This window comes from Corynebacterium lubricantis DSM 45231 (genome assembly GCF_000379425.1).
Classification (GTDB): Bacteria; Actinomycetota; Actinomycetes; order Mycobacteriales; family Mycobacteriaceae; genus Corynebacterium; species Corynebacterium lubricantis.
Window position 1 is genome coordinate 123,638 of the sequence record NZ_KB902204.1, and the last position, 26,400, is coordinate 150,037.

Consider the following 26,400-nt stretch of genomic DNA (forward strand, 5'->3'; position numbering starts at 1 on the left):
AGTTGGTTCCGTGCGTACCGTTTGGCCGCAAGGTCTCAATTAGGTTACGAAAGCGCAACAAGGTTTGTCCAACGACGCGGCCGTTATCATCCCGTTATTTATATGAAACCATTCCGAGTTCATTTGGGACGCAATTTGCACTACCCTGGCAAAACTCCGAACATTGCCACCAAAACATTCCGCTAACCAGCAGGTTCCCTAACACCATTTTGTGCACCTAAATACCAAAACCGGACCCAAATCTGGCCACATAACCGCCCTGGCGACATAGTGTGATCTTAATCACTTACGACAAAAAGTTGTCACATCTACATCATTCATCACAAGTCATCGCGAACCGCTCGCTCTCCGTGACTGGTTGATAGGTAGGCATGAACGCAAAAACGCGCCTCACACTAAGTGCGAGGCGCGTTTTGTGAGCGCTATTTCTAACAGATCTTAGTCACGGCCGGACTCGATGTCGCGACGACGGTTTTCCTCGTCGAGAGCTGCGAGTGCACGCATTTCTTCGTGATGGTTCTCACGCTTGATCTGTGCGCGACGAGAAGTGATCTCAGGATCATCTGCGGAGAAGATACCGGATCCCTCATTGTCTGCGTAGCCGAGCTGGTTCATCTGCTTAGGAACGCGGCCACCGGTGTACTCCAGTGGAATTGCATTGCCTTCAGCGTCTGTAGCCAATGGCTGGTGGATTTCAACGAATGCACCGTTTGGCAGCTTCTTGATCACGCCAGTCTCGATGCCGTGCTCCAAGACCTCGCGGTCAGAGCGCTGCAGACCAACACAGATGCGGTAAGTGATGAAGTATGCCAGCGGAGGCAGGATGATCAGACCGATACGACCCACCCAGGTCATTGCGTTCAGCGAAATCTGGAAGTGGTACGCGAACAGGTCGTTACCGCCAGAGAGCGTCAACAGCAGGAAGAAGACGATGCCCATGACACCGATACCGGTGCGGGTTGGAACGTCGCGAGGACGCTGCAACAGGTTGTGGTGAGCGTTGTCGCCCGTTGCCTTCTTCTCAATCCATGGGTAAGCGAAGAGCAGGATCACCATGACCATAGCCATGATCACGACCCAGAACGCACCAGGGATTGTGTAGTTACCCAGGTAGAGCTCCCACGCAGGCATGACACGAGCAGCACCATCTGTCCACAGCATGTAGATATCCGGCTGCGAACCGGCAGAAACTTGGGACGGGTTATACGGTCCGAGGTTCCAGATCGCGTTAATGGTGGTCAAACCAGCCATCGCGGCAAGGACACCGAAGACGAGCAAACCCATACCAATAGCCTTCGTAGCGAAGACCGGGAGAATACGGACACCGACAACGTTGTTCTCGGTACGACCCGGTCCAGGGAACTGGGTGTGCTTCTGGTACCAAACCAAGAGGACGTGAGCTGCGATCAGTGCCAGGAGCAGGCCTGGGAGAACCAGCACGTGGAGGATGTAGAAACGATCCAGCATCAGATCCGATGGGAAGTCGCCGCCGAAGATAGCCCAGTGAATCCAGGTACCGATGATTGGGATAGCCAGGATAATCGCGGACATAATGCGCAGGCCGACACCGGAGAGGAGGTCGTCTGGCAGGGAGTAGCCCATGAAGCCTTCGACCATGCCCAGAAGAACAAGGGTACAACCGATGATCCAGTTCGCTTCACGAGGGCGACGGAACGCACCGGTGAAGAAGATACGCATCATGTGCGCAACCATGGACATCATGAACATCAGTGCAGCCCAGTGGTGCATCTGACGGATAAACAGACCACCGCGAACATCGAAGGAAATATCCAACGCTGTAGCGTAGGCACGCGACATCTCAACACCGTTGAGTGGCAGGTAAGCACCGTCGTAGATGACCTTCGTGATCGAAGGGTCGAAGAACAGTGCCAGGTAGATGCCCGTCAACAGCAAGATGATGAAGCTGTACAGTGCAACCTCGCCGAGCATGAACGACCAGTGGGTTGGGAAAACCTTATTCAGCTGTGGGCGCAGAAAGCCTGCAATTGTGTAGCGCGAATCTACTGCATTCGCGGTTTTTCCGAGTTTTGTGCTCATTACGACTTACGCTCCCAGAATGCCGGGCCGAGAGGCTCAATGAAGTTGCCCCTGGCGATAAGGTATCCCTCTTCGTCGATCGTGATCGGCAGCTGTGGCAAAGCACGAGCTGCAGGACCGAAGACTGGCTTGCCGTGCTGCAACGCGTCGAACTGCGACTGGTGGCAAGGGCAAAGAATACGGTTGGTTTGTGCTTCGTACAGAGAGGTCGGGCAACCAATGTGCGTACAAATCTTGGAGTACGCGTAGTAGTCGCCATAGTGGAAGTCTTCCTGACCTTCGCGCTCGATGACCTTGGCAGCGTCGTCGCTACGCAGGCGGATCAACATAACGGAGTTACGAGGTCCGTGAATCGAGTGCATGTGGTTGGTGTACACATCGCGGGATGGATCGTAATCGTTGCCATCGTTGACATCTTCTTCAGCCAGTGGGTAGACGGTTTCCATACCTGCTGCCGCGATGTCCTCAGGACGAACGCGGACCAAGCGGGAAACACCCGTGGTGGTGAAGTGAGTGCCGGACTCACCAGTGTGCTCTTCAGCAATAGCACCGGTATCGCGAGCAAGGTACAGCTTCGTGCCTTGATCGAAGAGGTGCCAGCCGGAGGTCCACAGGGTGCCGTCACCGTTGTAGGTCATTTCGCCTTCGCGCCAAGGGTTCTTGATCATGCCACCCATTGGGGCAATGATGATCAAGCCCGCCAGCAGACCGGAGCCGCCAAGCAGGCCCTTGATCACTTTGCGACGACCCAGTGTGGAAGTATCCCACGCGTCATTCAGAAGAGCAGTGGTGGTACGACGGTCGACCTCGCTGGAAAGTCCATCGTGGCGGTTCTGTACGGCAACCTCTTCAGGAATGAAGCGCTTGACGTACTGAACAACAGCGATACCCAGCGAAATGATCGCGATACCGGAGGTCAGGCCGAGCAGTGGGGTGTATGCGGTGTACAGACCCAAACCCTCATCACCGTGGAAGCGAGGCTCCCAAGGCCAGAAGAGGTAGACAGCCAGGAATGCGATACCGAAGATAACCGACAGTGCCAGCCACACGGTGACGTTTGTCGCCGCGCGCTTTTCCTCAGGATCGTTCTCGATTGGGAAACGTTCCTTGCGGTACGCCATGGTGACGTCATCGAGCTCGAGACCTAGGGTCGCCAGCTCTGCATCGCTCATCTTGTCGAGCTCTGCGTCAGTGTAATTCTTCTTCACTTCATTGCTCATGAGCGCGATCCAATCCACATCGCGGCAGCACCAACGAGGGTAATGCCAATCATCCACATTGCGAGACCCTCAGAAACTGGGCCGAGACCACCAAGTGCGTAGCCGGATGGGCTTGCGGTTTCCTTGGTCGACTTAATGAAGGCAATGATGTCCTTCTTCTCATCAGCGGTGAGCTGACGATCGGAGAACTTCGGCATGTTCTGTGGACCGGTCAGCATCGCCTGGTAGATCTCCTGCTCGTTAGCAGGGTCCAGCGTTGGCGCGTACTTACCGGAGGACAGCGCGCCACCACGACCGGTGAAGTTGTGGCAGGATGCGCAGTTTGTACGGAACAGCTCGCCACCGCGAGCCACGTCCTCAGTTTGAATCTGGCCGTTGTAGTTCTTGCCACGAAGTTCGTCCATTGCAAGAGTTCCATCCTCGTTGTACACGAGCTCTGGGCCACCACCGTTGGCAGCAACGTATGCGGCCAGTGCGAGAGACTGTTGCTCGGTGTAACGAGGCTGCTTACGCTCAGCCTGTGCGTCGTTGGACATCATTGGCATACGACCAGAGTGAACCTGGAAGTACACGGCACCCTCACCGATACCGATGAGTGATGGGCCACGATCCTGGACACCCTGCAGGTTTGCACCGTGGCAAGTGATGCAGGCAACGTCGTACAGATCCTTACCTTCTTGAATCAGAGCCTGGTCGTCGCGCTGAGCGGTAGCGACCTGTGCGTCTGGGGTAAGGGCTGAAGCGATGATGCCAGCACCAGTAAGACCAACGGTCAAAGCGGCTGCGCCAGCGACGGTGCGCTTCACCTTGCGGTTGCGCACCTTCTTTTGGTTCTTATCCATCTTTTTCCCTTTAGTGACTATGTAAAAATTGAAAGTCGCCGTAAATGGCCACTACTGGATGAGGTAAAGCACGGTGAAAACGCCGATCCAAATAACATCGACAAAGTGCCAGTAGTAGGAAACCACCATCGCCGCAGTTGCCTGCGCCGGCGTGAACTTCGATTTAGACACACGCAACAAAATGATAATGAAGGCGATAATGCCCGCTGTCACGTGTGCCATGTGGAAGCCGGTAATGATGTAGAACACCGAACCGTAAACACTGCTTTGAATGGTTACTCCAGCGTGGATCATCTCGTAGTACTCGAAAGCAACCATGCCCAAGAACACAACACCGAGAAGGATCGTGATGGTAAACCACTTCCTCAGCCCGTATACGTCACCCCTTTCTGCTGCAAAGACGCCGAACTGCGAAGTGACGGAAGAGGAGACCAGGATGATCGTGATGATCAATCCATAAATCACGTTGAGATGGGAGGTTTGTTCCGCCCAGTCCCCTGTTGCCATACCGTTCGCACGCGATGTGAAGTACATCGCGAAAAGTCCGGCGAAGAACATCAACTCCTGCGACAGGAACAGGATGGTACCCACGCTGACCATATTTGGTCGGTTCAGCACGGGCACACGCTGTTGCTGCGCAGCCGTATTTTGGTTAGAAATTGCGCTCGTCACGTCTAACAGTATGGCTGGTAAAGACCTGAAAGTCACCTCGTTTACCCCCGCAAATTTTTGGAGCTTTATGTGAGTCAAGACGAGTACCTGCGCTTTTATAGCTCACAAAAGTGTCAATTAAATAAGTCTTAATTTCCGGGAACTTTTTTGTCTTATTTTCGACGTACGTTGTTGCTGGTCAATTGCACCAATCGAAATCCACTCCCCTACGCGGCAAGATTTTTGGCTAAAAGTGACCAACCGACCCCGGCCGCGACGCCTTAGTTTCGTTAAACCGTTGAGAGTGATGTCACAGTTCCCGAAAATCTGAAATCTCCTGGAACCATACTTTCGGTTGACCCCTCTCCCTTGGAACATCACGTCCTCCATGGAATTTTCTACCCCCGCCGACAATCAAATATCGTCGAATTCTTTTCCCATTTCCGCACGTACTCGCGTTTTCTGTGGTATTGGACCGTTCCCCAATCGCCATGGAAAAGCAAAAACGAGGGTGGAACTCTTGGATAAGAGTTCCACCCTCGGGTGTGTCTCAGGAGGCGTTCCCGCCGCAGGTTCTAGGACCCAAGCAGGTTAGTGCTTCTCGCGTGGAATGCCGTACTGCAGGTTGAGCATTGCAGTCGTCCAGATCAGCAGGACTGCGCCGAAGACGACCATCCATAGCTGCCAGAATGCGATGCCTGCGCCCAGAACGAAGATCGAAGCAGCCATGGCCAAAGGCCAGATGGAGTTTGGTGCGAAGAAGCCCAGGACGCCAGCGCCGTCTTCAACTTCAGCTTCTTCCCAGTCTTCTGGAACGACGTCCATGCGACGCTCAGTGAAGTGAAGGTATCCACCAACCATGAGGGCCATTACGGTAGCCAGGATGATGGCCACGCCACCAGCCCACTCAAAGCCGAACAGGTAAGCGTCATCGGAAATCCAGCTAGTGCCGAGTGCGTAGATGACAGCGACTACAGCCATGAAGGCTGCGAGGCCGTAAAACAGTTTTGATGTTGGTCCCATTTTATTACCTAACCCTTCCTATGCCGGCTCGTTGTTGTCAACGTAGTTACCGCCCTCGCGGGTACCGGTACGATCCGACACGAATGGGTGTGTCGAAGTTGCGAATGGTGCCTCACCGATCGACGCAAGAGCCTCAGAGTTCGCGGCTTCTGGGTTATCGATGCGGAACTGCATGTAATCAGCGAATGCTTCTTCAGAGACTGCACGAATCTCGAAGTTCATCATTGCGTGGTAGGTACCACACATTTCAGCACAGCGACCAACGAAAGCGCCTTCTTCTTCGATAGCTTCGATCTGGAAGGAACGCTCCTGCTGGTTCACCTCTGGGTGGGAGTAAACGTCACGCTTGAACAGGAACTCTGGAACCCAGAAGGAGTGAGAGACGTCGCCGGATGCCAGACGGAACTCGATTGGAGTATTCGTAGGCAGAACCAGGACTGGAACTTCCTCGGTGGAGCCGAGGGTCTCAATCTGGTTGAAGTTCAGGTACGACTGGTCACCCTTGGACTGGCCGTGAATTGGGTTCGCGTTCGGCAGATCTTCATCGTCGTAACGCGTTGCATCTGCAGCGGCCTGACGTTCAGCATCCGAACCTTCGTAATCCTGGCCGTTTGCAGTGAAGTCACCGCCGACGTTGGCGTAGCCGAACTTCCAGTTCCACTGGAAACCGGTGACATCGACAACGACCTCTGGGTTCTTGTCGTTTGCAATCACCTTCTGCTGCGTCTGGACGGTGAAGAAGAAGATCACCATCACGATAACGATTGGGGTAATCGTCAAAACCAGCTCAAGCGGAATGTTGTACTGCAGCTGCTTCGGGAATTCACCCTCGCCCAGGCGCTCCTTGCGCTTGCGGTTCCAGCGGAAAATGGCCACGAGGAAGATGCTCCACATGATGATGCCGATTGTCCAAGCTGCGAGCCAGATCCATACCCAGAAGTTGTACATGCCTTGGCCTTCTGGGGTGACCGGATCCGGCCAACCCATATCCAAAACGTTAGAGAGAGCTTCTGGAGGTGCCACTTCACAGCCCGCGAGAGCTAAGCCACCCAACGCAACGGCGCCTACAACGCCCAACTTTCGCGCGAAGCCACGATTGTTTCGCTTTTCCACGTGTGTCTACCTTCCTGTCCACACAACACGTCTCGAATCAGAATTCGAGCATTACTACCTTCTCAGGATAGTTCACTGAACTCTCAGACATGTTTCAGTTCGGCAGATCAATCGACTCCCCTACTTTCGGATGACCCACCCGATTGAGCTCCACCACAGGATAAGGGCACAACATCCGCAGGTCGCTACTACTCAATCCCAATATCCAGTAGCCCACGTCACATCTGACAGTAGGGTCATCAACCTTAAGTTGGCCCCCTTATGGGGACCGGCTAAAGGTGTACCAAACTCGGAGGTAACAAAACGGAATGTCCGGTTCGCCCGAACGCCCCGCGCGCCCCTAAAGTAGTGGCATTGAACCGCGTAAGATTTGTCTGAGATATCCGACCAAGATCCTCTCTCGAGATGGTCTTGCCGGTGGATCAAGAATTGTTTTACGCCTTATATATTAGGAGCGATATTCACACATGTGCGGCCTTGTAGGAATGCTGACCACAAACAGCAATGCGGAACACTTCGTGTCGGCCATCGAAGACGGACTTCCGTGCATGCGCCATCGCGGCCCAGACGCTGCCGGAACCTGGAACGACAACGATGTCGTATTTGGCTTCAATCGCCTCGCCATCATTGACCTCGAGCACTCCCACCAACCGTTGCGCTGGGGCCCAGAGGATCAACCTGACCGTTACGCCTTGATATTCAACGGCGAGATCTACAACTTCGTGGAGCTGCGCGCACAACTTCAGGCTGCGGGCTACGAATTCAAAACCTCGGGCGATTCCGAGACCATCGTTGTGGGCTATCACCACTGGGGCGAAGACGTCGTCGAACACCTTCGCGGCATGTTTGCTTTCGTCATCTGGGACACCCAGACCCGCACAATGTTTGCCGCTCGCGATCAGTTCGGCATCAAGCCTCTGTACTACGCCACTACCCCAGCCGGCACCGTCTTCGCTTCGGAGAAGAAGTCGATCCTGGAGATGGCAAAGCCTCTCGGTCTAGGCCTCGACCTTGATAGGCGCGCGATCGAGCACTACGTCGACCTGCAGTACGTGCCAGAGCCAGAGTCTCTGCATAAGGAAATCCGTCGCGTTGAGTCCGGCTGCACCGTGACTCTGACCCCGGGCGGCAACGTGGAGGCGAAGCGCTACTTCAAGCCTCAGTTTGAAACGAAGCCGGTACCGAAGGGCAGCGAACAGGACCTCTTCAACCGTATCGCCGGCGCACTCGAGGACTCTGTAGAAAAGCACATGCGCGCCGATGTGACCGTTGGCTCTTTCCTCTCCGGCGGCATCGACTCCACCGCGATTGCGACCCTGGCTAAGCGCCACAATCCCAACCTTCTGACCTTCACCACGGGCTTTGAGCGCGAGGGCTACTCCGAGGTCGATGTTGCAGCAGAATCCGCTGCCGCGATCGGTGTTGAGCACATCGTCAAGATCGTCTCCCCGGAAGAATACGCCGACGCGATTCCCAAGATCATGTGGTACCTGGATGACCCGGTCGCCGACCCATCACTGGTGCCGCTCTACTTCGTGGCCCAAGAAGCACGCAAGCACGTCAAGGTCGTTCTGTCCGGCGAGGGTGCCGACGAACTCTTCGGTGGCTACACCATATATAAGGAGCCACTTTCCCTCGCACCGTTTGAGAAGATGCCAGATCCTCTCCTCAAGGGCCTGCGCAAGCTTGGCCAGGTCCTGCCTGACGGCGTGAAGGGTAAGTCGCTGCTTGATCGCGGTACGCAGCCGATGGAGACGCGCTACTACGGCAATGCTCGTTCCTTTAACTGGGAACAGCTCCAGCGCGTTCTGCCTTGGGCGAAGCCAGAGTGGGATCACCGCGAGGTCACCGCACCGATCTACGAGGTATCCAAGGACATGGATCCCGTGGCGCGCATGCAGCACCTGGACCTGTTCACCTGGATGCGCGGTGACATCTTGGTCAAGGCCGACAAGATCAACATGGCCAACTCCCTCGAACTCCGCGTCCCTTTCCTAGACAAGGAGGTCTTCGAGATCGCGCAGACCATCCCGAAGGAACTCAAGATCGCCAACGGCACCACCAAGTACGCGCTGCGTAAAGCGATGGAGCAGATCGTGCCTGAACACGTCCTGCACCGCAAGAAGCTGGGCTTCCCGGTACCGATGCGTCACTGGCTCGCCGGCGACGAGCTCTACGGTTGGGCCCAGGACACCATTAACGAGTCCCAGACCGATGACATCTTCAACCGCCACGAGGTCCTAGAGATGCTGAAGGAACACCGTGATGGTGTCAGCGACCATTCCCGTCGTCTCTGGACGGTTCTGGCGTTCATGATTTGGCACGGTATCTTCGTCGAAAAGCGAATTGATCCACAGATCGAACAGCGCGACTACCCGGTCAAGCTTTAGCGGTATCGGCGAACGGCAGGACAACCCACGGCGAGGTGTCCTGCCGTTCGAAGTAGTTGAGGTAGAGCATGTTCATCCATGCCACATGCCCGCCCTCGGAATGCATGACTAAAGCGCAGTGATATGCCTCATTGAACCCGCGCCACGAGGTGTAGTGGTCCCGTGCGCGCTGACCGACCTGCGCCATCGGCGCGGCAAGCTCGTCGACATTCGCCCAGCCCAGCGAACCACCAATATAGGCAAGGCTAGCAATGCGCCGCAGCGTCCACGCTTCCAAAGAGGTAGGCAGTGGCGAAGGAAGCAGGACACCCGTCGGGTCGCAGTGCTTTCGCATGCTTGACGACGACAGCGCCTCCCCTAATTCTTCCGTGCCCGTATCTTGCCCGCTGAGCAAAAACTCGAAGGCACGGTTGTAATCCGCCTCGTCGTGAATATCCCACGCGTCACGGAGAAGACCTTTGAGCTGACGGCGTTGCTTGAGCCCGGTGATACCCGACAAAGACTCGGGAGCGTTGACCGTGCGCTTGAACCCCTGTGTAGCCTCCGGGAATCCCAGTGCGAAACCGAAGCCCGTCTTGTCATTGGGTTCCGCGCTATAGCGGAGAGTATCCGGCATGATCAAACGATAACTGCGGATCGAACCCACGTCGTAGTTCATGAATTCGTCGAAGGTGCGCAGGCCCCTTTCCCTGACAAATTCTGGGACTGGCTGCATTATTCCTCTTTCTCCACATTTTGATTGATACTCACAAATATAGCCCCAAAAACCATGCAGGTTTTTGGGGCTATAGCTTCAGTAGCTTCAACGAGGATTTAGTTGAAAGAATCTCCACAGGCGCAGGATCCGCCAGCGTTCGGGTTGTCAATGGTGAAACCCTGAGCTTCAATCGAATCAGCGAAGTCGATGGTGGCACCAGCGAGGTATGGAACACTCATCTTGTCTACGACCATGCGTACACCGCCGACGACATCAGCCTTGTCGCCGTCGAGCTCACGGTCATCGAAGTAAAGCTGGTAACGCAGACCTGCGCATCCGCCAGGCTGAACTGCGATGCGCAGGGACAAGTCGTCGCGACCTTCTTGGTCGAGCAGGCCCTTTGCCTTAGCTGCGGCCTCGTCGGTGAGAATGACACCAGTGGAGGAAGTTGGCGCGGTCATATTTTCTCCTTGAAACTTCTAGGGACCTTTTAGATATTTGCTTCATTCACCGGACAAACAACCGGGTTTGCTGTACACCCTACTCTTCAGAATCAGAAGTTGGTAGGGAGCAGAGCTACCCGCCGGCATTACTTCGTTTAACACCATTGATCCCACCCTTATTCCCGAAATCTTTTTGCACCTTGTAGCCTTAATAGGGTGAAACTCCCCTGGCAGAAATCTGATTCAAACGACACCGACGCAACCGATGCTCAGGCGCAAGAAGGCGCCGCTGGCTCTGCTGCGTCAGAGAACGCCGAAAAACCCCTCCCCAAGGGCTACACCCCTCCGAAGGGCAAGGAAACTCCGAAGCGCCGCGATCAAGAAATCGCCCGCGGCGTCGTGCGCGACCCTAATGCGATGACCACTGCTGAATCTGCTCAGCGTCATAAGGAACTGAAAAAGTCCATGACGAAGCAGGAGTGGAAAGAATATAAGCGCAAGAACCGCGAAGAAAACCGCGCGCGCAATAAAGAGGTCCAGGCACGCATGGATGCCGGCGACGAACGCTACCTCATGGACCGCGACCGTGGCCCGGAGCGCGCCTATGTCCGTAACTGGGTTGACTCCCGCAAGCACATGAACAACTGGGTCATGCCGGCCGCATTGATCCTGTTGGTTGTCATGTTGCTGGGCCAGTGGTTCCCAGCTCTGGCCAATATCTTGTCGCTGGTCGCCCTAGTCTTCATCTTCGTACTGATCGTCGAGGGTGTGGCCATTGGTCGCGGCGCGAACAAGGCGGCTCGCGAGAAGTTCCCTGACTCCAACGTCACCGGCTTTGGTCTGGGCATGTATGCCTATTCCCGTGCCTCCCAGCCACGCAAGTGGCGTACTCCGAAGCCTCAGGTAGAAATCGGAGCGGACGTCTAAGGGTTATGCTTGGTTCTGCTTCTTTAACCGTGCATCCTTTCGGAGTGTGATCTTTGGTGTTTCCCGCTGTTAATCCCCCAGACCAGGCAATTTACTCGCAAGTAGTTGCTTCCATCAACACAACTCCGCGGGGTCGCTCCTTTGGCCGTTTGACCGACGTGGGCGCGTGGGCTGCGTCCTGCCAGGGCACGCATGTCCCCCGCTCCTTTGAGCAGACCCGCACTCTTGTCATCGCTGGCGATCACGGCATCGCGCAGCGTGGTGTTTCCGCCCTTGATGCCGACGCATCCGTACAACAGGCATTGGAGATTCAGTCCGGTGGAGGCCCAGTGCACACGCTGGCGCGCACAACCGGTTCGTCTGTGCGCCTGATTGATGTCTCCCTCGACCATGAGGCCTGGGGCGACGAGCGCGTGTCGCGGTCTACAGGTGCTATCGATGTCGAGGATGCGATGACACCTGAGCAGTTCCAACGCGCACTCGAGATTGGCAAGCACCTCGCCGACCAGGAAATCGATGCGGGCACCGATCTGATCATTCCGGCGGATTTGGGTGTGGGAAACACCACCATTGCCGCTGCCGTTTTCGGCGCGCTGACTCGCACGGAACCAGTCGTCGCGGTGGGGCCAGGTTCCGGCATCGACGACGAAGGCTGGAAGCGCAAGGTTGCCGTCGTACGCGACGCGATGTTTCGGGTCCGCACACAGCGCGACGATGTCGAGGCCGTGCTGACCAAGATCTCCGCGCCATGTTTCGTCGTCCTTGTCGGTCTAATCGCGCAGTCCGCCGTGCGCCGCACGCCTTTGCTTATCGACGGAGCGTATGTCACCGTCGCCGCCTATGTGGCGGAGCGGCTCGCACCGGGAACAAAGGATTGGCTGCAGGCAGGTCAGCTCTCACCGGAGCCCTGCCACCTAGTCTGTCTCCAAGCCTTGGGCCTGACTCCCCTGATTGCTCTTGAGATGACCACCGGCCAGGGCGCGGGCTCGCTCGCAGCACTGCCACTGCTCAACGCTGGCGCCCAATTAGTCGGTGAGGAAATGGAAGCGCGGGAATCGTCGTAAAGCGAAAGCTCTTCTTAAAAAACGGGCAAAGAAAAACTCCGTGGTATGGGTGGCCACGGAGTTTTTTGTCTCTAGATTTTGTCTCTGAACGTGTCTCTTGGGTCGTGCGGGTTACGCCGAAACGAGGGTGTACACCCAACCGTGGGTGTCTTCAACGACGCCGCGCTGGATGCCGGTGAGGCGCTCGCGCAACTGCATGGTGACGGTACCTGGCTCGTTGTTGTTCACCAGGAACTCGCCGTGGTTGGAGAGAACGCGACCCACCGGGGTGATCACCGCTGCGGTGCCACAGGCCAAGGTCTCGGTCATCGCGCCCGAGCGGGCATCATCGGCCCACTCGAACTTGGAGATGCGACGCTCCACCGTCTCATAGCCCAAGTCGCGCGCAACCTGGAGCAGCGAGTCACGGGTCACGCCGGGCAGCAGGGAGCCGGAGAGCTCAGGGGTGACAACCTTGGCGTTCTCGCCCTCGCCATAGACGAACATGAGGTTCATGCCGCCCATTTCTTCGATGTAGGTGTGCTCGATACCGTCCAGCCACACGACCTGGTCGCAGCCCTTTTCCTCGGCCTGAGCCTGCGCGAGCAGCGACATGGCGTAGTTGCCGGCGAACTTGGCATCACCGGTGCCGCCTGGGGCTGCGCGGGTGTAATCCTCGGACAGCCACACGGACACCGGCTTCAGGCCGCCCTTGAAGTACGCGCCCGACGGGGACGCGATGACAGCGAAGCGGTAGGCGTTTGCTGGCGAGACTCCCAGAGAGACCTCGGTGGAGATCATGAAGGGGCGCAGGTAAAGCGCTGCTTCTCCGCCCGCGGCAGGAACCCAATCACGGTCAACGTCGACCAGCAGGCGCAGTGCCTCGATGAAGGTGTCCTCCGGCAGCGGTGGCATAGCCATGCGCTTAGCGGAGCGCTGCATGCGCTGCGCGTTTTGCTCCGGCCGGAACGTAGCAATCGAGCCGTCCGGCTGGCGGTAGGCCTTCAGACCTTCGAAGATGGCCTGGCCATAGTGAAACACCGTCGAGGCCGGGTCCATGGCGAATGCCTCGTAGGGGCGCAGGCGGGCATCGTGCCAGCCCTTCTCCTCGGTCCATTCGATGGTGATCATATGATCGGTGAATTTCTTACCGAAATGCGGATTTGCCAAGATGGCTTCTAAGTCCGCTCCTGTCGTGGGGTTTGTGGTCTTTTCGACCGTGAATTCAAGAGACGTCATGGGTACAAACATACTCGCGCCCATTTCTGGGAAGTAGATATGCTCGTGGGTAGTCAAAGAAAGGACAAGATTTTATGAGTTTCACATTGCCTGTCACCGGTCGCGTGCCCAACGTCGAGTTCGCCACCAAGGCTCCCAAGCACCCGGGTGCGGTGTTGGTCCCCGTCACCAAGGGTGACTCGCTGGAGGTGCCGGTCACCGCGTTGGTTCCGGAGGGTTTGCTGGCCTCACTCGAGGCCGTGGGTGCCACCGGTGCGGCCGACGAGGTCACACGCGTGCTTGTCGACGATCAACTGGTCATCTCCTTCGGTCTCGGCGACTCCGACGACATCGATGCCGAAACCGTCCGCCGTGCCGCCGGCACCGTGGCGCGTTCGCTGAAAAAAGTTGAGACCGCTGTAGTGAGCTCTGAGTTCGGCATCGGTCCTCTTGTTGAAGGTCTGCTGCTCGGTGGCTACGCATGGGATGGGTTCAAGTCCGCTTCGTCCGATTCTGATTCCGACGACACACCCCCAACGATTACCGTTGTGGGCGACAAGTCCGAGAAGGAAGAATTTGTCACGGCCACCGTCATTGCGGAATCGGTCAACCTGGCGCGCGACTTGGTAAACACCCCGTCGAACTATCTCTACCCCGAGGTCTACGCCGAGTTTGTGGCTGATACCGCCAAGTCCGTCGGTCTTAAGGTCGACGTGCTGGACGAAAAGGCGCTCGAAAAAGGTGGCTATGGTGGCCTGATCAACGTGGGCAAGGGTTCTTCGCGCCCACCGCGTTTGGTACGTCTGACCTGGGCTCCGCGTAAGGCGACGTCAGAGGTGGCCCTGGTGGGCAAGGGCATCACCTTCGATACCGGTGGTATTTCTTTGAAGCCGGGTTCGAAGATGGAAGACATGATCTCGGACATGGGCGGTTCGGCAGCCATGCTCGGAGCCACCATTGCGGCAGCTCGCCTAAAGCTACCGATCCACATTGATACCTGGCTGTCCATGGCCGAAAACATGCCTTCCGGTACTGCGCAGCGCCCCGGCGATGTGATCACACACTACGGTGGAAAGACTTCGGAGATCATCAACACGGATGCCGAGGGACGCTTGGTGCTAGCCGATGCCGTGGCACGCGCCTCCGAGGAAAAGCCCGATTACCTGATCGACGCTGCAACACTAACCGGTGCCCAAATGGTGGCACTTGGCGCACGCACCGCCGGTGTGATGGGCACCGAGGAGTTCCGCGACCAAGTCGCCGAGATTGGTCGCGACGCCGGCGAGCCAGCCTGGTCGATGCCTCTGCCAGAGGAAACCGCTGAGGATCTCAAGTCTCCCATCGCCGACGTGCGCAACAGCCACAACTCGCGCAACGGCGGCATGCTCGTTGCTGGACGCTATATCGAGGCGTTCGTGGGCGAAGACATTCAGTGGGCACACATCGACATCGCCGGTCCTGCTTTTAATACCAGCTCGGTGTTTGGTTACACGCCGAAGCGCGCAACCGGCTTTGGCGTGCGCACCGTCGTCGATGTTTTGCGTACACTTGCAGAGAAATAGTTAGACTTTTCTCTAACAATTACTGTCCGGCCCTAATCTAGCCTTAATTCAGGAGGTCCCCATGAGCGAGAACGACACCAATGCCACCGAACTTTCCACACGGATTATTTCGGAAACCACACTTGATGCCGTGATTTACGCCGATAAGACTGGCGTGATCCGCTTATGGAACGACGCAGCCACCACCCTCTTCGGCTATTCCCGGGAGGAGGCCTTGGGTAAGTCCCTGGACCTGATCATCCCCGAGAAGCACCGGGATGCCCACTGGACCGGGTGGGACCGTGTGATGGAAACCGGCGTGACCCGCTACGGGCAGGAACCTTTGTCCGCACCGGCGTTGAAGTCCACTGGAGAGAAGATTTCCTTGGAATTCTCCATCACCATGCTCAAGGATGCTGAAGGCAAGATCGAAGGCATCGCAGCCATCCTGCGTGACGTGACTAAGCGGTGGAACGCAGAGCGCGCTGTGCGCGACGAACTACGCCAGCTCAAAGAGTCTCAGGCCTAGCGCACCTTCCGCACGCCCGACCCGACACCCGGATGCCATAGTTGAGATTTTAGGCGTCCGGGTGTTCGCCTTTGTCGAACTTCGCGCGGCGTTCGCGTTGCTCGGCGCGCTTCCGCAGGATGCGCTCTTGCTCTATACGACGACGCATCCGCTCCGGATAGCCGGTCTCTTCCACGTCGTAGATGGGGATGTCGAGCAGCTTGGTCACCGCGCCGATCCCCTTCGGTCCGCCGATTCTGCGGCGGGTATGGTCGCCCTTTTCATCCACCAAGACAATGGACATCTCATTGACCAGCGTCTCGGGTTCGATGAACCCTTCCACGAAGGCGCGCCCTTGCAGCCACTGCTTTAGGTATGTGGCATCCTCAGGCCGGATCGTCTCCCCTGGGCCACGCGGTGGCTTGAGCGGGGACGACCGCTTTTTATTGCCGAATAGGTTGAACACTCCCCCATCATACGTCGGAACGGGGGTAGGAAAAGAATGCCCCAGTGTCTAGACCCTTAGACCCCAGAACACTTATAAAGCGGGTATCCTTGTGGGACAAATGCTTCCGTTTAACTAATTTCGAGGAGACTTTAAAACATGGCGCACTCTGTTGAGATGCCCGAGCTGGGCGAATCCGTCACCGAAGGCACGATTACCACGTGGCTCAAGCAGGTCGGAGATACCGTCGAGGTTGATGAACCATTGCTCGAGGTCTCCACTGACAAGGTCGACACCGAGATCCCATCGCCAGTAGCAGGCACCCTGGTAGAAATCTTGGCCGAAGAAGATGACACCGTCGAGGTCGGCGAAGTTATCGCACGCGTCGGCGACGCCAACGCAGCACCTGCACAGGCAGAGGCACCAGCTGAGCCTGCAGCACCTGCACAGGCAGAGGCACCAGCTGAGCCTGCAGCACCTGCACCAGCTGCTGCTTCCGGTTCCGCAACCGACGTAGAAATGCCAGAACTCGGCGAGTCCGTCACCGAGGGCACCATTACTACCTGGCTCAAGCAGGTCGGCGACACCGTTGAGGTCGACGAACCACTACTCGAGGTCTCCACCGACAAGGTCGACACCGAGATCCCATCGCCAGTAGCAGGCACCCTGGTAGAAATCCTTGCCCAGGAAGACGACACCGTCGAGGTCGGCGAAGTNATCGCACGCGTCGGCGACGCCAACGCAGCACCTGCACAGGCAGAGGCACCAGCTGAGCCTGCAGCACCTGCACCAGCTGCTGCTTCCGGTTCCGCAACCGACGTAGAAATGCCAGAACTCGGCGAGTCCGTCACCGAGGGCACCATTACTACCTGGCTCAAGCAGGTCGGCGACACCGTTGAGGTCGACGAACCACTACTCGAGGTCTCCACCGACAAGGTCGACACCGAGATCCCATCGCCAGTAGCAGGCACCCTGGTAGAAATCCTTGCCCAGGAAGACGACACCGTCGAGGTCGGCGAAGTCATCGCACGCGTCGGCGACGCCAACGCAGCACCAGCTGCAGCAGAGCCAGCACAGGCAGAGGCACCAAAGCAGGAAGCAGCACCTGCAGCACCGGCACAGCCAGCAGCACCTAAGGAAGAGCCAAAGCAGGAAGCTCCAAAGCCAGCTGCTCCAGCACAGCCAGCAGCAGCTGCACCGAAGGAAGCAACCACCTCCACCCAGGTCAACAACTCCGGCAACGTGCCTTACGTGACCCCACTGGTACGCAAGCTCGCCGAGAAGCACGGTGTGGACCTGAACTCGGTCGAGGGCACCGGCGTCGGTGGCCGCATCCGCAAGCAGGACGTTCTGGCAGCAGCTCAGGGCGAAGCTCCTGCAGCAGCAGCACCTGCCGCAGCAGCGGCACCGAAAGGCGAGCGCGCGAACTGGTCCACCAAGTCAGTTGACCCAGAGAAGGCCTCCCTGATCGGCACTACCCAGAAGGTCAACCGCATCCGCGAGATCACCGCTTCCAAGATGGTCGAGTCCCTGCAGACCACTGCACAGCTCACCCACGTGCAAGAAGTCGATGTCACCCGCGTTGCTGATCTGCGTAAGCGCGTGAAGCCGGCATTCGTCGAAAAGCACGGCGTGAACATCACGTACCTAGCCTTCTTCATCAAGGCTGCTGCTGAGGCTCTGGTCTCGCACCCGAACGTGAACGCTTCCTACAACGCTGAGGCGAAGGAAATCACCTACCACCCAGACGTGAACATCGGCGTGGCAGTGGATACCCCACAGGGTCTGCTGGTTCCAGTGATCAAGAAGGCACAGGACCTGAGCCTGGCTGGTATCGCAAAGGCCATCGTCGAGCTGGCTGAGCGTGCACGCAACAAGAAGCTGCGCCCAGACGATCTGGCTGGTGCTACCTTCACCGTGACCAACATTGGTTCCGAGGGTGCACTGCTGGATACTCCAGTGCTGACTCCTCCACAGGCTGGCATCTTGGGCACCGCTGCGATTGAGAAGCGCCCAGTGATCATCACCGAGGATGGCGTGGACTCCATCGCGATCCGCCAGATGTGCTACCTGCCATTCACCTACGACCACCAACTGGTCGACGGCGCAGATGCAGGTCGCTTCGTCACCACCATCAAGGACCGCATCGAGGCCGGTGACTTCGAGTCTGATCTCGAGCTCTAATCCGACATAAAAACCGGATAAGTTAGAACAAAACCGCCATGTCCCACCCCTGGGACATGGCGGTTTTGTAATTCCCTCCCACCGGTTGGCCCAAACAGAATATGATCTGGGACATAACTAATTTCTCCCCTATATAAGGAGCATCAGTATGGCATTGCCACCGTTGGCAGAATCAGCGGCCTTCATTCACCGTCATGTAGGGCCAGATGCCCTCGAACGGGAAGGAATGCTTGAGAGCGTTGGTTATGAATCGCTGGATGCCCTCGTCGACGCTGCTCTTCCACCGAGCGTGAAGGCTGAGGTTGCCCCACAACTTCCACCCGCACTCACCGAGAATGAGGCTCAGAACCGCCTACGCGAGCTCGCCGGCAAGAACAAGGTCCTCAAGGCATTTTATGGCCAGGGTTACTCCTCTACTCTCACGCCACCGGTGATCCGCCGCGGTGTCATCGAGGACGCCGGCTGGTACACCGCGTACACCCCGTATCAGCCTGAGATTTCCCAGGGCCGCCTCGAGGCACTGTTGAATTTCCAGACCATGGTCCAAGAGCTGACCGGTCTGCCGATTTCGAATGCATCGCTTCTCGACGAAGCCTCTGCCGTCGCCGAGGCAGTCGGGTTGATGAGCCGTGCTGTGAAGAAGGGCCGCCGCGTCGTTCTTGATCAGCGCCTGCACCCACAAGTAATTGCCGTTGCTTCCGAGCGTGCCCGCGCCATCGATCTGGAAGTGGAGGTCACCGCCCTTGATTCTGCCCTGGTCGGCGAGGATTTGGTCGGTGTGGTTATTGCCTACCCAGGCACCGAGGGCGATATTGGCGATCCGAAACCGATCATCGACGCGGTCCATGAGCGTGGTGGCTTAGCGTCGCTGACCGCTGATCCACTGGCTCTGATGCTGCTGGAGAGCCCCGGTGCCATGGGCGCTGACATCGTGGTGGGTTCGACCCAGCGCTTCGGTGTGCCGCTGTTTTACGGTGGCCCACACGCCGCGTACATGGCGGTCAGCGACAAGCTGAAGCGCCAGATGCCCGGTCGCCTTGTCGGTGTTTCCAAGGATGCCGAGGAGACCCCGGCCTACCGCCTAGCGCTGCAAACCCGCGAGCAGCACATCCGCCGCGAGCGCGCGACCAGTAATATTTGTACGGCTCAGGCGCTTTTGGCCGTCACTGCGTCCTTCTACGCCGTCTACCATGGCCCCTCCGGTTTGAAGGCCATCGCGGAGCAGGTGCATTCCTGGGCTGAGCGCTTCGCGTCGTCGATAAGCGATGCGGGCTTGACCGTCAAGCACGCGGACTTCTTCGACACCGTGACCGTCGAGGTGCCGGGCAAGGCGCAAGGCATCGTGGATACGCTGGCCGAGACCGGCTACCTGGTGCGCGCCATCGACGCGGACACCGTGGCCGTGAGCTTCGGCGAGGACACCTCGATGGATGATCTCGGTGCACTGCTCGGCGGTTTTGGCATTCTGAAGATTTCCGACGAGGGCGCCTTCCCGCTGCCGGAGGCGCTGCTGCGCGCGGAGACCCCGCTGCAGCACGATGTGTTTAACAAGTACCACTCCGAGACTCAGATCATGCGCTACATCCGCCTGCTGGGTGATAAGGATCTGGCTCTTGATCGCACGATGATCCCGCTGGGTTCGTGCACCATGAAGCTCAACCCGACCGCTGGCCTCGAGGCGATTACCTGGCCTGGGTTTGCCAACGTGCACCCATACACCCCGGATGCCTACACCGAGGGCTGGCGCGAGCTGATCGGCGAGCTGGAGACCTGGCTGGCGGAGCTGACCGGCTACGCCAAGGTGTCGGTGCAGCCTAACGCTGGTTCCCAGGGTGAGCTGGCTGGTCTTCTGGCTATCCGCCGCTACCACGTGGCCAATGGCGACAATGACCGCGATATCTGCCTGATCCCGGCCTCTGCACACGGCACCAACGCCGCGTCCGCGACTCTTGCGAACCTTCGTGTCGTGGTGGTCAAGACCGCTGAGAACGGCGCGATCGACTTGGCTGATCTGGATGCGAAGCTGGAAGAGCACGGCCCACACGTCGCTGGCATTATGATCACCTACCCGTCGACTCACGGCGTATTTGACCCTGAGGTCCGCGACGTGACCGACAAGGTCCACGCGGTCGGCGGTCAGGTCTACATCGACGGCGCGAATATGAACGCGCTGACTGGTATTGCCCGCCCGGGTGATTTCGGCGGCGATGTCTCGCACCTGAATCTGCACAAGACCTTTACCATCCCGCACGGCGGCGGTGGCCCAGGTGTTGGCCCGATCGGCGTGGCCGAGCACCTCGTGCCATTCCTGCCGACCGATCCGAATGGGGTCGATCCGATCGCTCCTGCCGAGGTGGGCACGGGTGTGCCGAACAACGGCTCGAAGTATGGCTCCGCCGGTGTGCTGCCCATCTCCTGGGCCTACATTGCGATGACCGGTTACGAGGGCCTGGCCCACGCGACGGCGCACGCTATTCTGGGCGCGAACTACATTGCCCGCGAGCTCGGCGATGACTTCCCTATTCTCTACACCGGCAACGAGGGCCTGGTTGGGCACGAGTGCATCTTGGATCTGCGCGAGCTGACCGATCGCTCTGGCGTAACGGCCACGGACGTGTGTAAGCGCCTCGTGGACTTCGGCTTCCACGCCCCGACCCTGGCGTTCCCTGTGGCTGGCACGCTGATGGTCGAACCCACCGAATCGGAGGACAAGGAAGAGGTGGATCGCTTCATCACCGCGATGCGCACCATCCGCGCGGAGATCCAGGAGATCATCGACGGCGAGGTTGCCTACGAGGACTCGGTGATGGCGCACGCACCATTTACCGCACTGTCGGTCAGCCGCGACGAGTGGGAGTACTCGTTCGGACGCGAAAAGGCCGCCTACCCCGTGCCTGAGCTGCGCCGCTACAAGTACTTCCCGCCAGTACGGCGTATCGACGAGGCCTACGGCGACCGTAACCTCGTCTGCTCCTGCCCACCACCTGAAGCTTTCGATATTTCCGAATAAGAATAAGGAGACCCTGAACCCATGGCTCAATCCCCACTCCACGCGGCCCACGAGAAATTGGGCGCTTCGTTCACTGACTTCGGTGGCTGGGACATGCCCCTGAAGTATGGCAACGAGCTCGACGAGCACCGCGCCGTGCGCTCCACCGCCGGCCTGTTCGATCTCTCGCATATGGGCGAGATCTCGGTGACTGGCCCGGATGCGGGTGCGTTTTTGGACTACGCGCTCATTTCCACTTTGTCCACCCTGAAAGTGGGTAAGGCAAAGTACTCGATGATCGTCAACGAAGACGGCGGAATTCTCGACGACCTGATTTCCTACAGGCTCGCCGAGGAGGACTACCTCGTTGTGCCGAATGCCTCCAATACGGATACTGTCTGGCAGGCCTTCCAGGAGCGCCTCGGCGATTTCGAGGTCGCGCTGAGCAACCAGTCCCTAGAGACTGCGCTCATTGCAGTGCAAGGCCCGGATTCCGTAGCTATCCTTCAGCCGCTGCTGGACCAGGATCCCGACCAGCTCTCCTACTACTCCGCCGCTCCTATGAGCTTGCAGGGCACGGACGTGCTGGTAGCCCGCACCGGCTACACCGGTGAGGACGGCTTTGAGCTGTATGTGCCGAACGAGGATGCCCAAGTTATCTGGGACTACCTAGTCGATAAGGCTGCACCGGCTGGTCTCGCGGCGCGTGATTCCCTGCGCCTGGAGGCATCGATGCCGCTGTACGGACACGAGCTGTCCACAGAGGTCACCCCTGTCGAGGCGGGGATGACGCGGGCGTTTGCGAAGAAGGAGATGGACTTCGTCGGCAAGCAAGCGATCGCCGACCGTGCCCCTGAAACCGTCATCGCTGGCCTGACCTCCGATCAGCGTCGCGCAGCGCGCGAGGGCGCCGAGGTTTATCGTGGTGATCACAAGATTGGTGTGGTCACCTCGGGCCAGCCTTCGCCGACCTTGGGCTACCCGGTGGCGCTGGCGCACCTCGACCCTGAATGCGCGGACATCGGAACGGATGTTGAGATTGACATCCGTGGCCGTCGTTATCCGTTTACTATCAGTAACACACCGTTTTACACGCGAAAGGAAGCTTAGAACATGTCTTTGCCGAACGATTTCTCCTACTCCGAAGACCACGAGTGGATCAACTCCACCCCAGAGGCTGCTGCGGGCACCACCGTGCGCGTGGGCATCACCTCCGTGGCTACCGAGCGCCTCGGCGAGGTCGTCTTCGCCGAGCTTCCTGAGGTCGGCGACACCGTTACCCACGGCGAGACCTGTGGCGAGGTGGAGTCCACCAAGAGTGTCTCTGACCTCTACGCTCCTGTCACCGGCACCGTTACGGCCGTCAACGAGGCAGTAGACGCAGACTACTCGCTGATCAACTCGGATCCCTTTGGCGCGGGTTGGCTCTTCGAGGTTGAGGTTGAAGAAGTTGGACCTTTGATGAACGCCGAGGAGTACGCAAAAGCTAACGGTGTGGACTAGAGTCACGGGGTATGACTGCACCCCGTGATCCGTTCTTTCCTGCAGACAAATCTATCCGAGCCTCGGCTGAGCCACTTGAAGTGCGCCAGCTGGGGCTTGTTGATTATCAAGAGGCGTGGGACCTCCAGGCCGACCTAGCTGCCAAACGCGCCACGGGCGAGGTGAGCGATACGATCCTCGTGGTCGAGCACCCCAACGTCTACACGGCGGGCAAGCGCACTCAGCCCGAAGATCGGCCGACAAATGGCCTGCCCGTGATCGACGTGGACCGCGGTGGTCGCATCACCTGGCACGGGTTGGGCCAACTGGTGGTCTACCCCATTTTGAAGTTAGCCGAGCCCGTTGACGTGGTGGACTACGTACGCCGCATCGAGGAAGCTCTGATCCACGCAGTGCGCCAGTCTGGCGTGATCGCTGCCGGTCGCATCGACGGGCGCAGCGGCGTGTGGGTTCCCGATACGGCACCGGCGCTCGATCCAGCCGCCCCGAAGCGCGACCGCAAGATCGCCGCAATCGGCATCCGGATTACCCGCGGAGTGACCATGCACGGCATGGCCCTGAACTGCAATAACACCCTGGATTACTACGAGCACATCATCGCGTGCGGGATCGATGACGCCGACAACTCCTCCATCAGCTTGGAGCTGGGGCGCGACGTGACCACCGACGATATGGCCGGTCCCCTGCTCCAAGCGTTGGATGACACTCTTTCGGGGCGGATGACGGTAGCAGATCATTCGTTCAAGTCAGCCCCGGACCCGTCAAAGGGCCTGCGCAAAAAGCACTAATACTCCCATAGGTTTATGGGTACTCGACACATCTCGAAACGAAAGATAACCTAAGTAACTGTGACTATTGCACCTGAAGGACGCCGCCTACTCCGCATCGAAAAGCGCAACATGGAGACTCCTATTGAGTCCAAACCGCGCTGGATCCGAAACTCCGTTAAGACCGGTCCGCATTACGAGGACATGAAGAAGAAGGTGAAGGGCGCTGACCTGCACACCGTGTGTCAGGAGGCAGGATGTCCGAACATTCATGAATGTTGGGAGTCCCGCGAGGCTACCTTCCTTATCGGCGGCAACAACTGCTCCCGCCGCTGCGACTTCTGCATGATTAACTCTGCGAAGCCGGATCCCCTCGACCGCGAAGAGCCACAGCGCGTCGCTGAGTCCATCCAGGAAATGAACCTGAACTACGCCACCATTACCGGCGTGACCCGCGATGATCTCGACGACGAGGGTGCCTGGCTCTACGCCGAGGTCGTACGTAAGATCCACGAGCTGAACCCAAACACTGGTGTGGAGAACCTCACCCCTGACTTCTCCGGCAAGCCTGATCTGCTGCAGGAAGTCTTCGAGGCCCGCCCCGAGGTCTTCGCCCACAACCTGGAGACCGTGCCAAGCATCTTCCGTCGCATCCGCCCGGCTTTCCGCTACGATCGCTCCCTCGACGTGATCAACCAGGCCCACGAGTTCGGCCTGATTACCAAGTCCAACCTGATCTTGGGCATGGGCGAGACCCGCGAGGAAGTTCTGACCACCCTGCAGGACATGGTTGATGCCGGCACCGACATCATCACCATTACTCAGTACCTGCGCCCGGGCCCTGGCTACCACCCAATCGAGCGTTGGGTGAAGCCTGAGGAGTTCATCGAGTACCGCGACGCTGCCTACGACATGGGCTTCGGCGCCGTTATGTCCGGCCCGCTGGTCCGTTCTTCCTACCGCGCCGGCAAGCTTTACGTCGAGGCGATGGAAAAGCGCGGCTTCGAACTGCCTGAGAACCTCAAGCACCTGAAGCAGACCTCCCAGGGCGCCACCGACCAGGAGGCCTCGACCCTGCTGGAGAAGTACGGCGAGTCCACGGACCACCCTGTCGCTTCTCATTAGTTGTTCCTTACTTAAATGAACTTAACGACGATTACCTGCCGCGCAGGTAGTCGTCGTTAAGTGTTGGTGCAGTTAAACAAATTGGGGGCAACCCGCTAAAGTAGAGGCCATGGCTGAATCCAAACGTGACAAGGCTGCCAACAAGGCGGCGAAGAAGGAAGAGCGCGCCGCAAAGCGCTCAAAGCGCAAGCAAACGCGGTCGCAAATGTGGCAGGCATTCCAGATGCAGCGCAAGCGCGACAAGAAGCTGATCCCCTACATGGTGCTTGCCGTGGTGGGTGTGGCTGTTGCCTTCTTCCTGCTTGGCCTGATCTGGGGCGGCGAATGGTACATGCTGTTCCTGGGCATCCTGGTGGGTGCTGTTCTTGCGTTGTGGATTTTCACCCGTCGTCTGGAGAACTCCATGTACGACCAGGTCGGCGACACCCCGGGTGCCGCCGGGTGGACGCTGGAGAACATGAAGAACTCCGTGGGTATCGCCTGGGTCACCAAGACTGGTATTGCCGCGAACACCCACATGGATACGATTCACCGCGTCGTAGGTAACCCCGGTGTGATCCTGGTCGGCGAGGGCAACCAGAAGCGCCTGAAGCCCATGATGTCCAAGGAGCACAAGCGCGTTGATCGCCTGCTCGCTGGCGTGCCCATCTACGAGGTCTACGTCGGCTCCGACGAGGAAGCCGGGCAGGTGCCACTGAAGAAGTTGCAGCGCCACATGCTGAAGTTCCCACGCAACTACAAGAAGAACGAGGTCTACTCGGTCTCTGCGAAGGTTGACGCGATGGACGCTGTCCACGGTGGCAACATGGCAGGTATGCCGAAGGGCCCGATGCCACAGCAGGCGCAGAACATGGCAGGTATGAACCGCCGCATGCGCCGCATGCAGGAGCGTCGCGGAGGCAAGTAGTACTGCCTCTGGCTCAGCCTGGATTAGTTTGGCTCAGCACCCCCGTACCGGATCGTTTCGGTGCGGGGTGTTTTGCTGTGCTGGGCCCGTGTGGTCGAAAATGCTGGCGGCCCATTATCGACCACGTGGAAATCCACGACGTTTGCATTATGCATTTCCCCAGGTCACATGTTGTCGAGGCAACGAAAAATCCCGCATGGTCGATAATGGTTTTCGACCACACGGGAATATCAGCCAGTCTCTCCTACGCCATGATGACCGTGGTGCCGGTAGCGCGATCGTGCATGCCACGTCCATCGGAATCTACGAGTGCCGCCGGGAGCACAAAGGCCGTCAAAATAGTGCGCACCGCTGCACGCCACAGGCCGACGCGAGCACCGTCGACATCGATGCGCGCGACACCCATACCCAGCAGGGCCATCCCCGGAGTGCGGGCAAAGAGCCAACCGCCCACAATGCCGATGACGATCCAGACTAAGAGCTGCACCGTTGCTTGCCCGCCGAGGGCATCAGTGAACATAATGATGAAGGAGGCAATGATCATGGCAATTACCCAGTCAATGAGCACTGCCCCGGCGCGTCGAGCAACAGAGGCTTGAGCACCGGATCCCTTCTCGGGGAGACCGATTCTCTCACCCGGCCACTTACCTTCCCCGATCTCGTCGTTTTCACCGGGGATCTGCGGTCCGTCGAGCCAGCTGCGCTTTCTTTCTGCCATACGCACTAGCCTAGCCGGGGTTATTGTGGGGGTAAAAACGTGAGATATGACGCGTTGTTTTGATAGGGCGATAGATATTAAAGTATCA

Annotated in this window: 23 protein-coding genes; 12 read left to right on the forward strand and 11 right to left on the reverse strand. The window is 58.2% G+C overall.

Annotation, left to right across the window (positions count from 1 at the left end):
- Window positions 1–438: 438 nt before the first annotated feature.
- From qcrB to ctaC, 6 genes are all read right to left on the reverse strand, one after another.
- Window positions 439–2,058 carry a cytochrome bc1 complex cytochrome b subunit gene (gene qcrB / locus A37O_RS0108620; RefSeq protein ID WP_018297106.1) on the reverse strand — a complete coding sequence of 540 codons (1,620 nt, stop codon included), beginning with the start codon at window positions 2,056–2,058 and terminating at the stop codon, window positions 439–441.
- On the reverse strand, window positions 2,058–3,278 hold the full coding sequence (qcrA, locus tag A37O_RS0108625) for a cytochrome bc1 complex Rieske iron-sulfur subunit (RefSeq protein ID WP_018297107.1): 1,221 nt from the start codon (window positions 3,276–3,278) through the stop codon (window positions 2,058–2,060). The genes qcrB and qcrA overlap by 1 nt, the downstream gene beginning before the upstream one ends.
- A complete protein-coding gene (gene qcrC, locus A37O_RS0108630) occupies window positions 3,275–4,120 on the reverse strand; it encodes a cytochrome bc1 complex diheme cytochrome c subunit (protein ID WP_018297108.1) in 846 nt (281 codons plus the stop codon). The genes qcrA and qcrC overlap by 4 nt, the downstream gene beginning before the upstream one ends.
- A 51-nt stretch (window positions 4,121–4,171) precedes the next feature.
- Window positions 4,172–4,792 (reverse strand): aa3-type cytochrome oxidase subunit III, encoded by a 621-nt coding sequence (gene ctaE / locus A37O_RS0108635; protein WP_018297109.1) that lies wholly within the window; start codon window positions 4,790–4,792, stop codon window positions 4,172–4,174.
- A 570-nt stretch (window positions 4,793–5,362) separates the two neighbouring features.
- The gene (ctaF, locus tag A37O_RS0108640) at window positions 5,363–5,794 is read right to left on the reverse strand and encodes an aa3-type cytochrome oxidase subunit IV (protein ID WP_018297110.1); all 432 of its coding nucleotides are present in this window, start codon (window positions 5,792–5,794) and stop codon (window positions 5,363–5,365) included.
- An 18-nt stretch (window positions 5,795–5,812) separates the two neighbouring features.
- Window positions 5,813–6,907: an aa3-type cytochrome oxidase subunit II gene (gene ctaC / locus A37O_RS0108645; RefSeq protein WP_018297111.1), complete on the reverse strand. Its 1,095-nt coding sequence runs from the start codon at window positions 6,905–6,907 to the stop codon at window positions 5,813–5,815.
- A gap of 467 nt (window positions 6,908–7,374) precedes the next feature.
- Here ctaC and asnB point away from each other — a divergent pair, with 467 nt between their 5' ends.
- Window positions 7,375–9,297: an asparagine synthase (glutamine-hydrolyzing) gene (gene asnB, locus A37O_RS0108650; RefSeq protein WP_026196264.1), complete on the forward strand. Its 1,923-nt coding sequence runs from the start codon at window positions 7,375–7,377 to the stop codon at window positions 9,295–9,297.
- Here the strand turns inward: asnB and A37O_RS0108655 are convergent.
- Entirely contained in the window at window positions 9,287–10,012 is a 726-nt protein-coding gene (locus A37O_RS0108655; protein ID WP_018297113.1) for a DUF1266 domain-containing protein, read from the reverse strand. The two genes, asnB and A37O_RS0108655, sit on opposite strands and share 11 nt — an antisense overlap.
- Window positions 10,013–10,110: 98 nt before the next feature.
- On the reverse strand, window positions 10,111–10,455 hold the full coding sequence (locus A37O_RS0108660; RefSeq protein ID WP_018297114.1) for a HesB/IscA family protein: 345 nt from the start codon (window positions 10,453–10,455) through the stop codon (window positions 10,111–10,113).
- A 198-nt stretch (window positions 10,456–10,653) separates the two neighbouring features.
- Here A37O_RS0108660 and A37O_RS0108665 point away from each other — a divergent pair, with 198 nt between their 5' ends.
- Window positions 10,654–11,364: a DUF3043 domain-containing protein gene (locus A37O_RS0108665; RefSeq protein WP_018297115.1), complete on the forward strand. Its 711-nt coding sequence runs from the start codon at window positions 10,654–10,656 to the stop codon at window positions 11,362–11,364.
- Window positions 11,365–11,420: 56 nt separating this feature from the next.
- Window positions 11,421–12,428, forward strand: a complete 1,008-nt coding sequence (locus tag A37O_RS0108670) for a nicotinate-nucleotide--dimethylbenzimidazole phosphoribosyltransferase (protein WP_018297116.1) — start codon at window positions 11,421–11,423, stop codon at window positions 12,426–12,428.
- Window positions 12,429–12,539: 111 nt separating this feature from the next.
- On the opposite strand, the gene A37O_RS0108675 is transcribed toward A37O_RS0108670, so the two are convergent.
- Window positions 12,540–13,646, reverse strand: coding sequence for a branched-chain amino acid aminotransferase (locus tag A37O_RS0108675; protein WP_026196265.1), 1,107 nt, complete (start codon window positions 13,644–13,646; stop codon window positions 12,540–12,542).
- A 74-nt stretch (window positions 13,647–13,720) separates the two neighbouring features.
- On the opposite strand from A37O_RS0108675, the gene A37O_RS0108680 reads away from it, so the two are divergent.
- Both A37O_RS0108680 and A37O_RS0108685 read left to right on the forward strand, forming a co-directional pair.
- Window positions 13,721–15,187, forward strand: a complete 1,467-nt coding sequence (locus tag A37O_RS0108680) for a leucyl aminopeptidase (RefSeq protein ID WP_018297118.1) — start codon at window positions 13,721–13,723, stop codon at window positions 15,185–15,187.
- Window positions 15,188–15,248: 61 nt separating this feature from the next.
- Entirely contained in the window at window positions 15,249–15,695 is a 447-nt protein-coding gene (locus A37O_RS0108685; RefSeq protein ID WP_018297119.1) for a PAS domain-containing protein, read from the forward strand.
- 49 nt (window positions 15,696–15,744) lie between these two features.
- Here the strand turns inward: A37O_RS0108685 and A37O_RS0108690 are convergent, their stop codons facing one another.
- Window positions 15,745–16,140, reverse strand: coding sequence for a hypothetical protein (locus A37O_RS0108690; RefSeq protein WP_018297120.1), 396 nt, complete (start codon window positions 16,138–16,140; stop codon window positions 15,745–15,747).
- 138 nt (window positions 16,141–16,278) lie between these two features.
- Between A37O_RS0108690 and sucB the strand changes: the two genes are divergently transcribed.
- The 7 genes from sucB to A37O_RS0108730 all read left to right on the forward strand — a co-directional run bounded on the left by sucB (window position 16,279) and on the right by A37O_RS0108730 (window position 25,594).
- Window positions 16,279–18,303, forward strand: a complete 2,025-nt coding sequence (sucB, locus tag A37O_RS0108695) for a 2-oxoglutarate dehydrogenase, E2 component, dihydrolipoamide succinyltransferase (RefSeq protein WP_018297121.1) — start codon at window positions 16,279–16,281, stop codon at window positions 18,301–18,303.
- 148 nt (window positions 18,304–18,451) lie between these two features.
- The gene (gcvP, locus tag A37O_RS0108705) at window positions 18,452–21,313 is read left to right on the forward strand and encodes an aminomethyl-transferring glycine dehydrogenase (protein ID WP_018297123.1); all 2,862 of its coding nucleotides are present in this window, start codon (window positions 18,452–18,454) and stop codon (window positions 21,311–21,313) included.
- A 21-nt stretch (window positions 21,314–21,334) separates the two neighbouring features.
- Window positions 21,335–22,402 carry a glycine cleavage system aminomethyltransferase GcvT gene (gene gcvT / locus A37O_RS0108710; protein ID WP_018297124.1) on the forward strand — a complete coding sequence of 356 codons (1,068 nt, stop codon included), beginning with the start codon at window positions 21,335–21,337 and terminating at the stop codon, window positions 22,400–22,402.
- A 3-nt stretch (window positions 22,403–22,405) separates the two neighbouring features.
- Complete coding sequence (gene gcvH, locus A37O_RS0108715; RefSeq protein WP_018297125.1) at window positions 22,406–22,795, forward strand: glycine cleavage system protein GcvH; 390 nt, start codon at window positions 22,406–22,408, stop codon at window positions 22,793–22,795.
- A gap of 11 nt (window positions 22,796–22,806) precedes the next feature.
- A complete protein-coding gene (gene lipB / locus A37O_RS0108720) occupies window positions 22,807–23,583 on the forward strand; it encodes a lipoyl(octanoyl) transferase LipB (protein WP_018297126.1) in 777 nt (258 codons plus the stop codon).
- 60 nt (window positions 23,584–23,643) lie between these two features.
- Window positions 23,644–24,687 (forward strand): lipoyl synthase, encoded by a 1,044-nt coding sequence (gene lipA / locus A37O_RS0108725; RefSeq protein ID WP_018297127.1) that lies wholly within the window; start codon window positions 23,644–23,646, stop codon window positions 24,685–24,687.
- 109 nt (window positions 24,688–24,796) lie between these two features.
- Entirely contained in the window at window positions 24,797–25,594 is a 798-nt protein-coding gene (locus A37O_RS0108730; RefSeq protein WP_018297128.1) for a DUF4191 domain-containing protein, read from the forward strand.
- A gap of 244 nt (window positions 25,595–25,838) precedes the next feature.
- Here A37O_RS0108730 and A37O_RS0108735 read toward each other — a convergent pair whose 3' ends face one another.
- Window positions 25,839–26,312 (reverse strand): RDD family protein, encoded by a 474-nt coding sequence (locus A37O_RS0108735; protein ID WP_018297129.1) that lies wholly within the window; start codon window positions 26,310–26,312, stop codon window positions 25,839–25,841.
- Window positions 26,313–26,400 lie beyond the last annotated feature (88 nt).

What these genes read in the sequence shown, in the direction of transcription:
- qcrB (WP_018297106.1), bottom strand. Translation starts at nt 2,058, where the DNA reads ATGAGCACAAAACTCGGAAAAACCGCGAATGCAGTAGATTCGCGCTAC.
- qcrA (WP_018297107.1), bottom strand. Translation starts at nt 3,278, where the DNA reads ATGAGCAATGAAGTGAAGAAGAATTACACTGACGCAGAGCTCGACAAG.
- qcrC (WP_018297108.1), bottom strand. Translation starts at nt 4,120, where the DNA reads ATGGATAAGAACCAAAAGAAGGTGCGCAACCGCAAGGTGAAGCGCACC.
- ctaF (WP_018297110.1), bottom strand. Translation starts at nt 5,794, where the DNA reads ATGGGACCAACATCAAAACTGTTTTACGGCCTCGCAGCCTTCATGGCT.
- asnB (WP_026196264.1), top strand. Translation starts at nt 7,375, where the DNA reads ATGTGCGGCCTTGTAGGAATGCTGACCACAAACAGCAATGCGGAACAC.
- A37O_RS0108655 (WP_018297113.1), bottom strand. Translation starts at nt 10,012, where the DNA reads ATGCAGCCAGTCCCAGAATTTGTCAGGGAAAGGGGCCTGCGCACCTTC.
- A37O_RS0108660 (WP_018297114.1), bottom strand. Translation starts at nt 10,455, where the DNA reads ATGACCGCGCCAACTTCCTCCACTGGTGTCATTCTCACCGACGAGGCC.
- A37O_RS0108675 (WP_026196265.1), bottom strand. Translation starts at nt 13,646, where the DNA reads ATGACGTCTCTTGAATTCACGGTCGAAAAGACCACAAACCCCACGACA.
- A37O_RS0108680 (WP_018297118.1), top strand. Translation starts at nt 13,721, where the DNA reads ATGAGTTTCACATTGCCTGTCACCGGTCGCGTGCCCAACGTCGAGTTC.
- A37O_RS0108685 (WP_018297119.1), top strand. Translation starts at nt 15,249, where the DNA reads ATGAGCGAGAACGACACCAATGCCACCGAACTTTCCACACGGATTATT.
- gcvP (WP_018297123.1), top strand. Translation starts at nt 18,452, where the DNA reads ATGGCATTGCCACCGTTGGCAGAATCAGCGGCCTTCATTCACCGTCAT.
- gcvT (WP_018297124.1), top strand. Translation starts at nt 21,335, where the DNA reads ATGGCTCAATCCCCACTCCACGCGGCCCACGAGAAATTGGGCGCTTCG.
- gcvH (WP_018297125.1), top strand. Translation starts at nt 22,406, where the DNA reads ATGTCTTTGCCGAACGATTTCTCCTACTCCGAAGACCACGAGTGGATC.
- lipB (WP_018297126.1), top strand. Translation starts at nt 22,807, where the DNA reads ATGACTGCACCCCGTGATCCGTTCTTTCCTGCAGACAAATCTATCCGA.
- A37O_RS0108730 (WP_018297128.1), top strand. Translation starts at nt 24,797, where the DNA reads ATGGCTGAATCCAAACGTGACAAGGCTGCCAACAAGGCGGCGAAGAAG.
- A37O_RS0108735 (WP_018297129.1), bottom strand. Translation starts at nt 26,312, where the DNA reads ATGGCAGAAAGAAAGCGCAGCTGGCTCGACGGACCGCAGATCCCCGGT.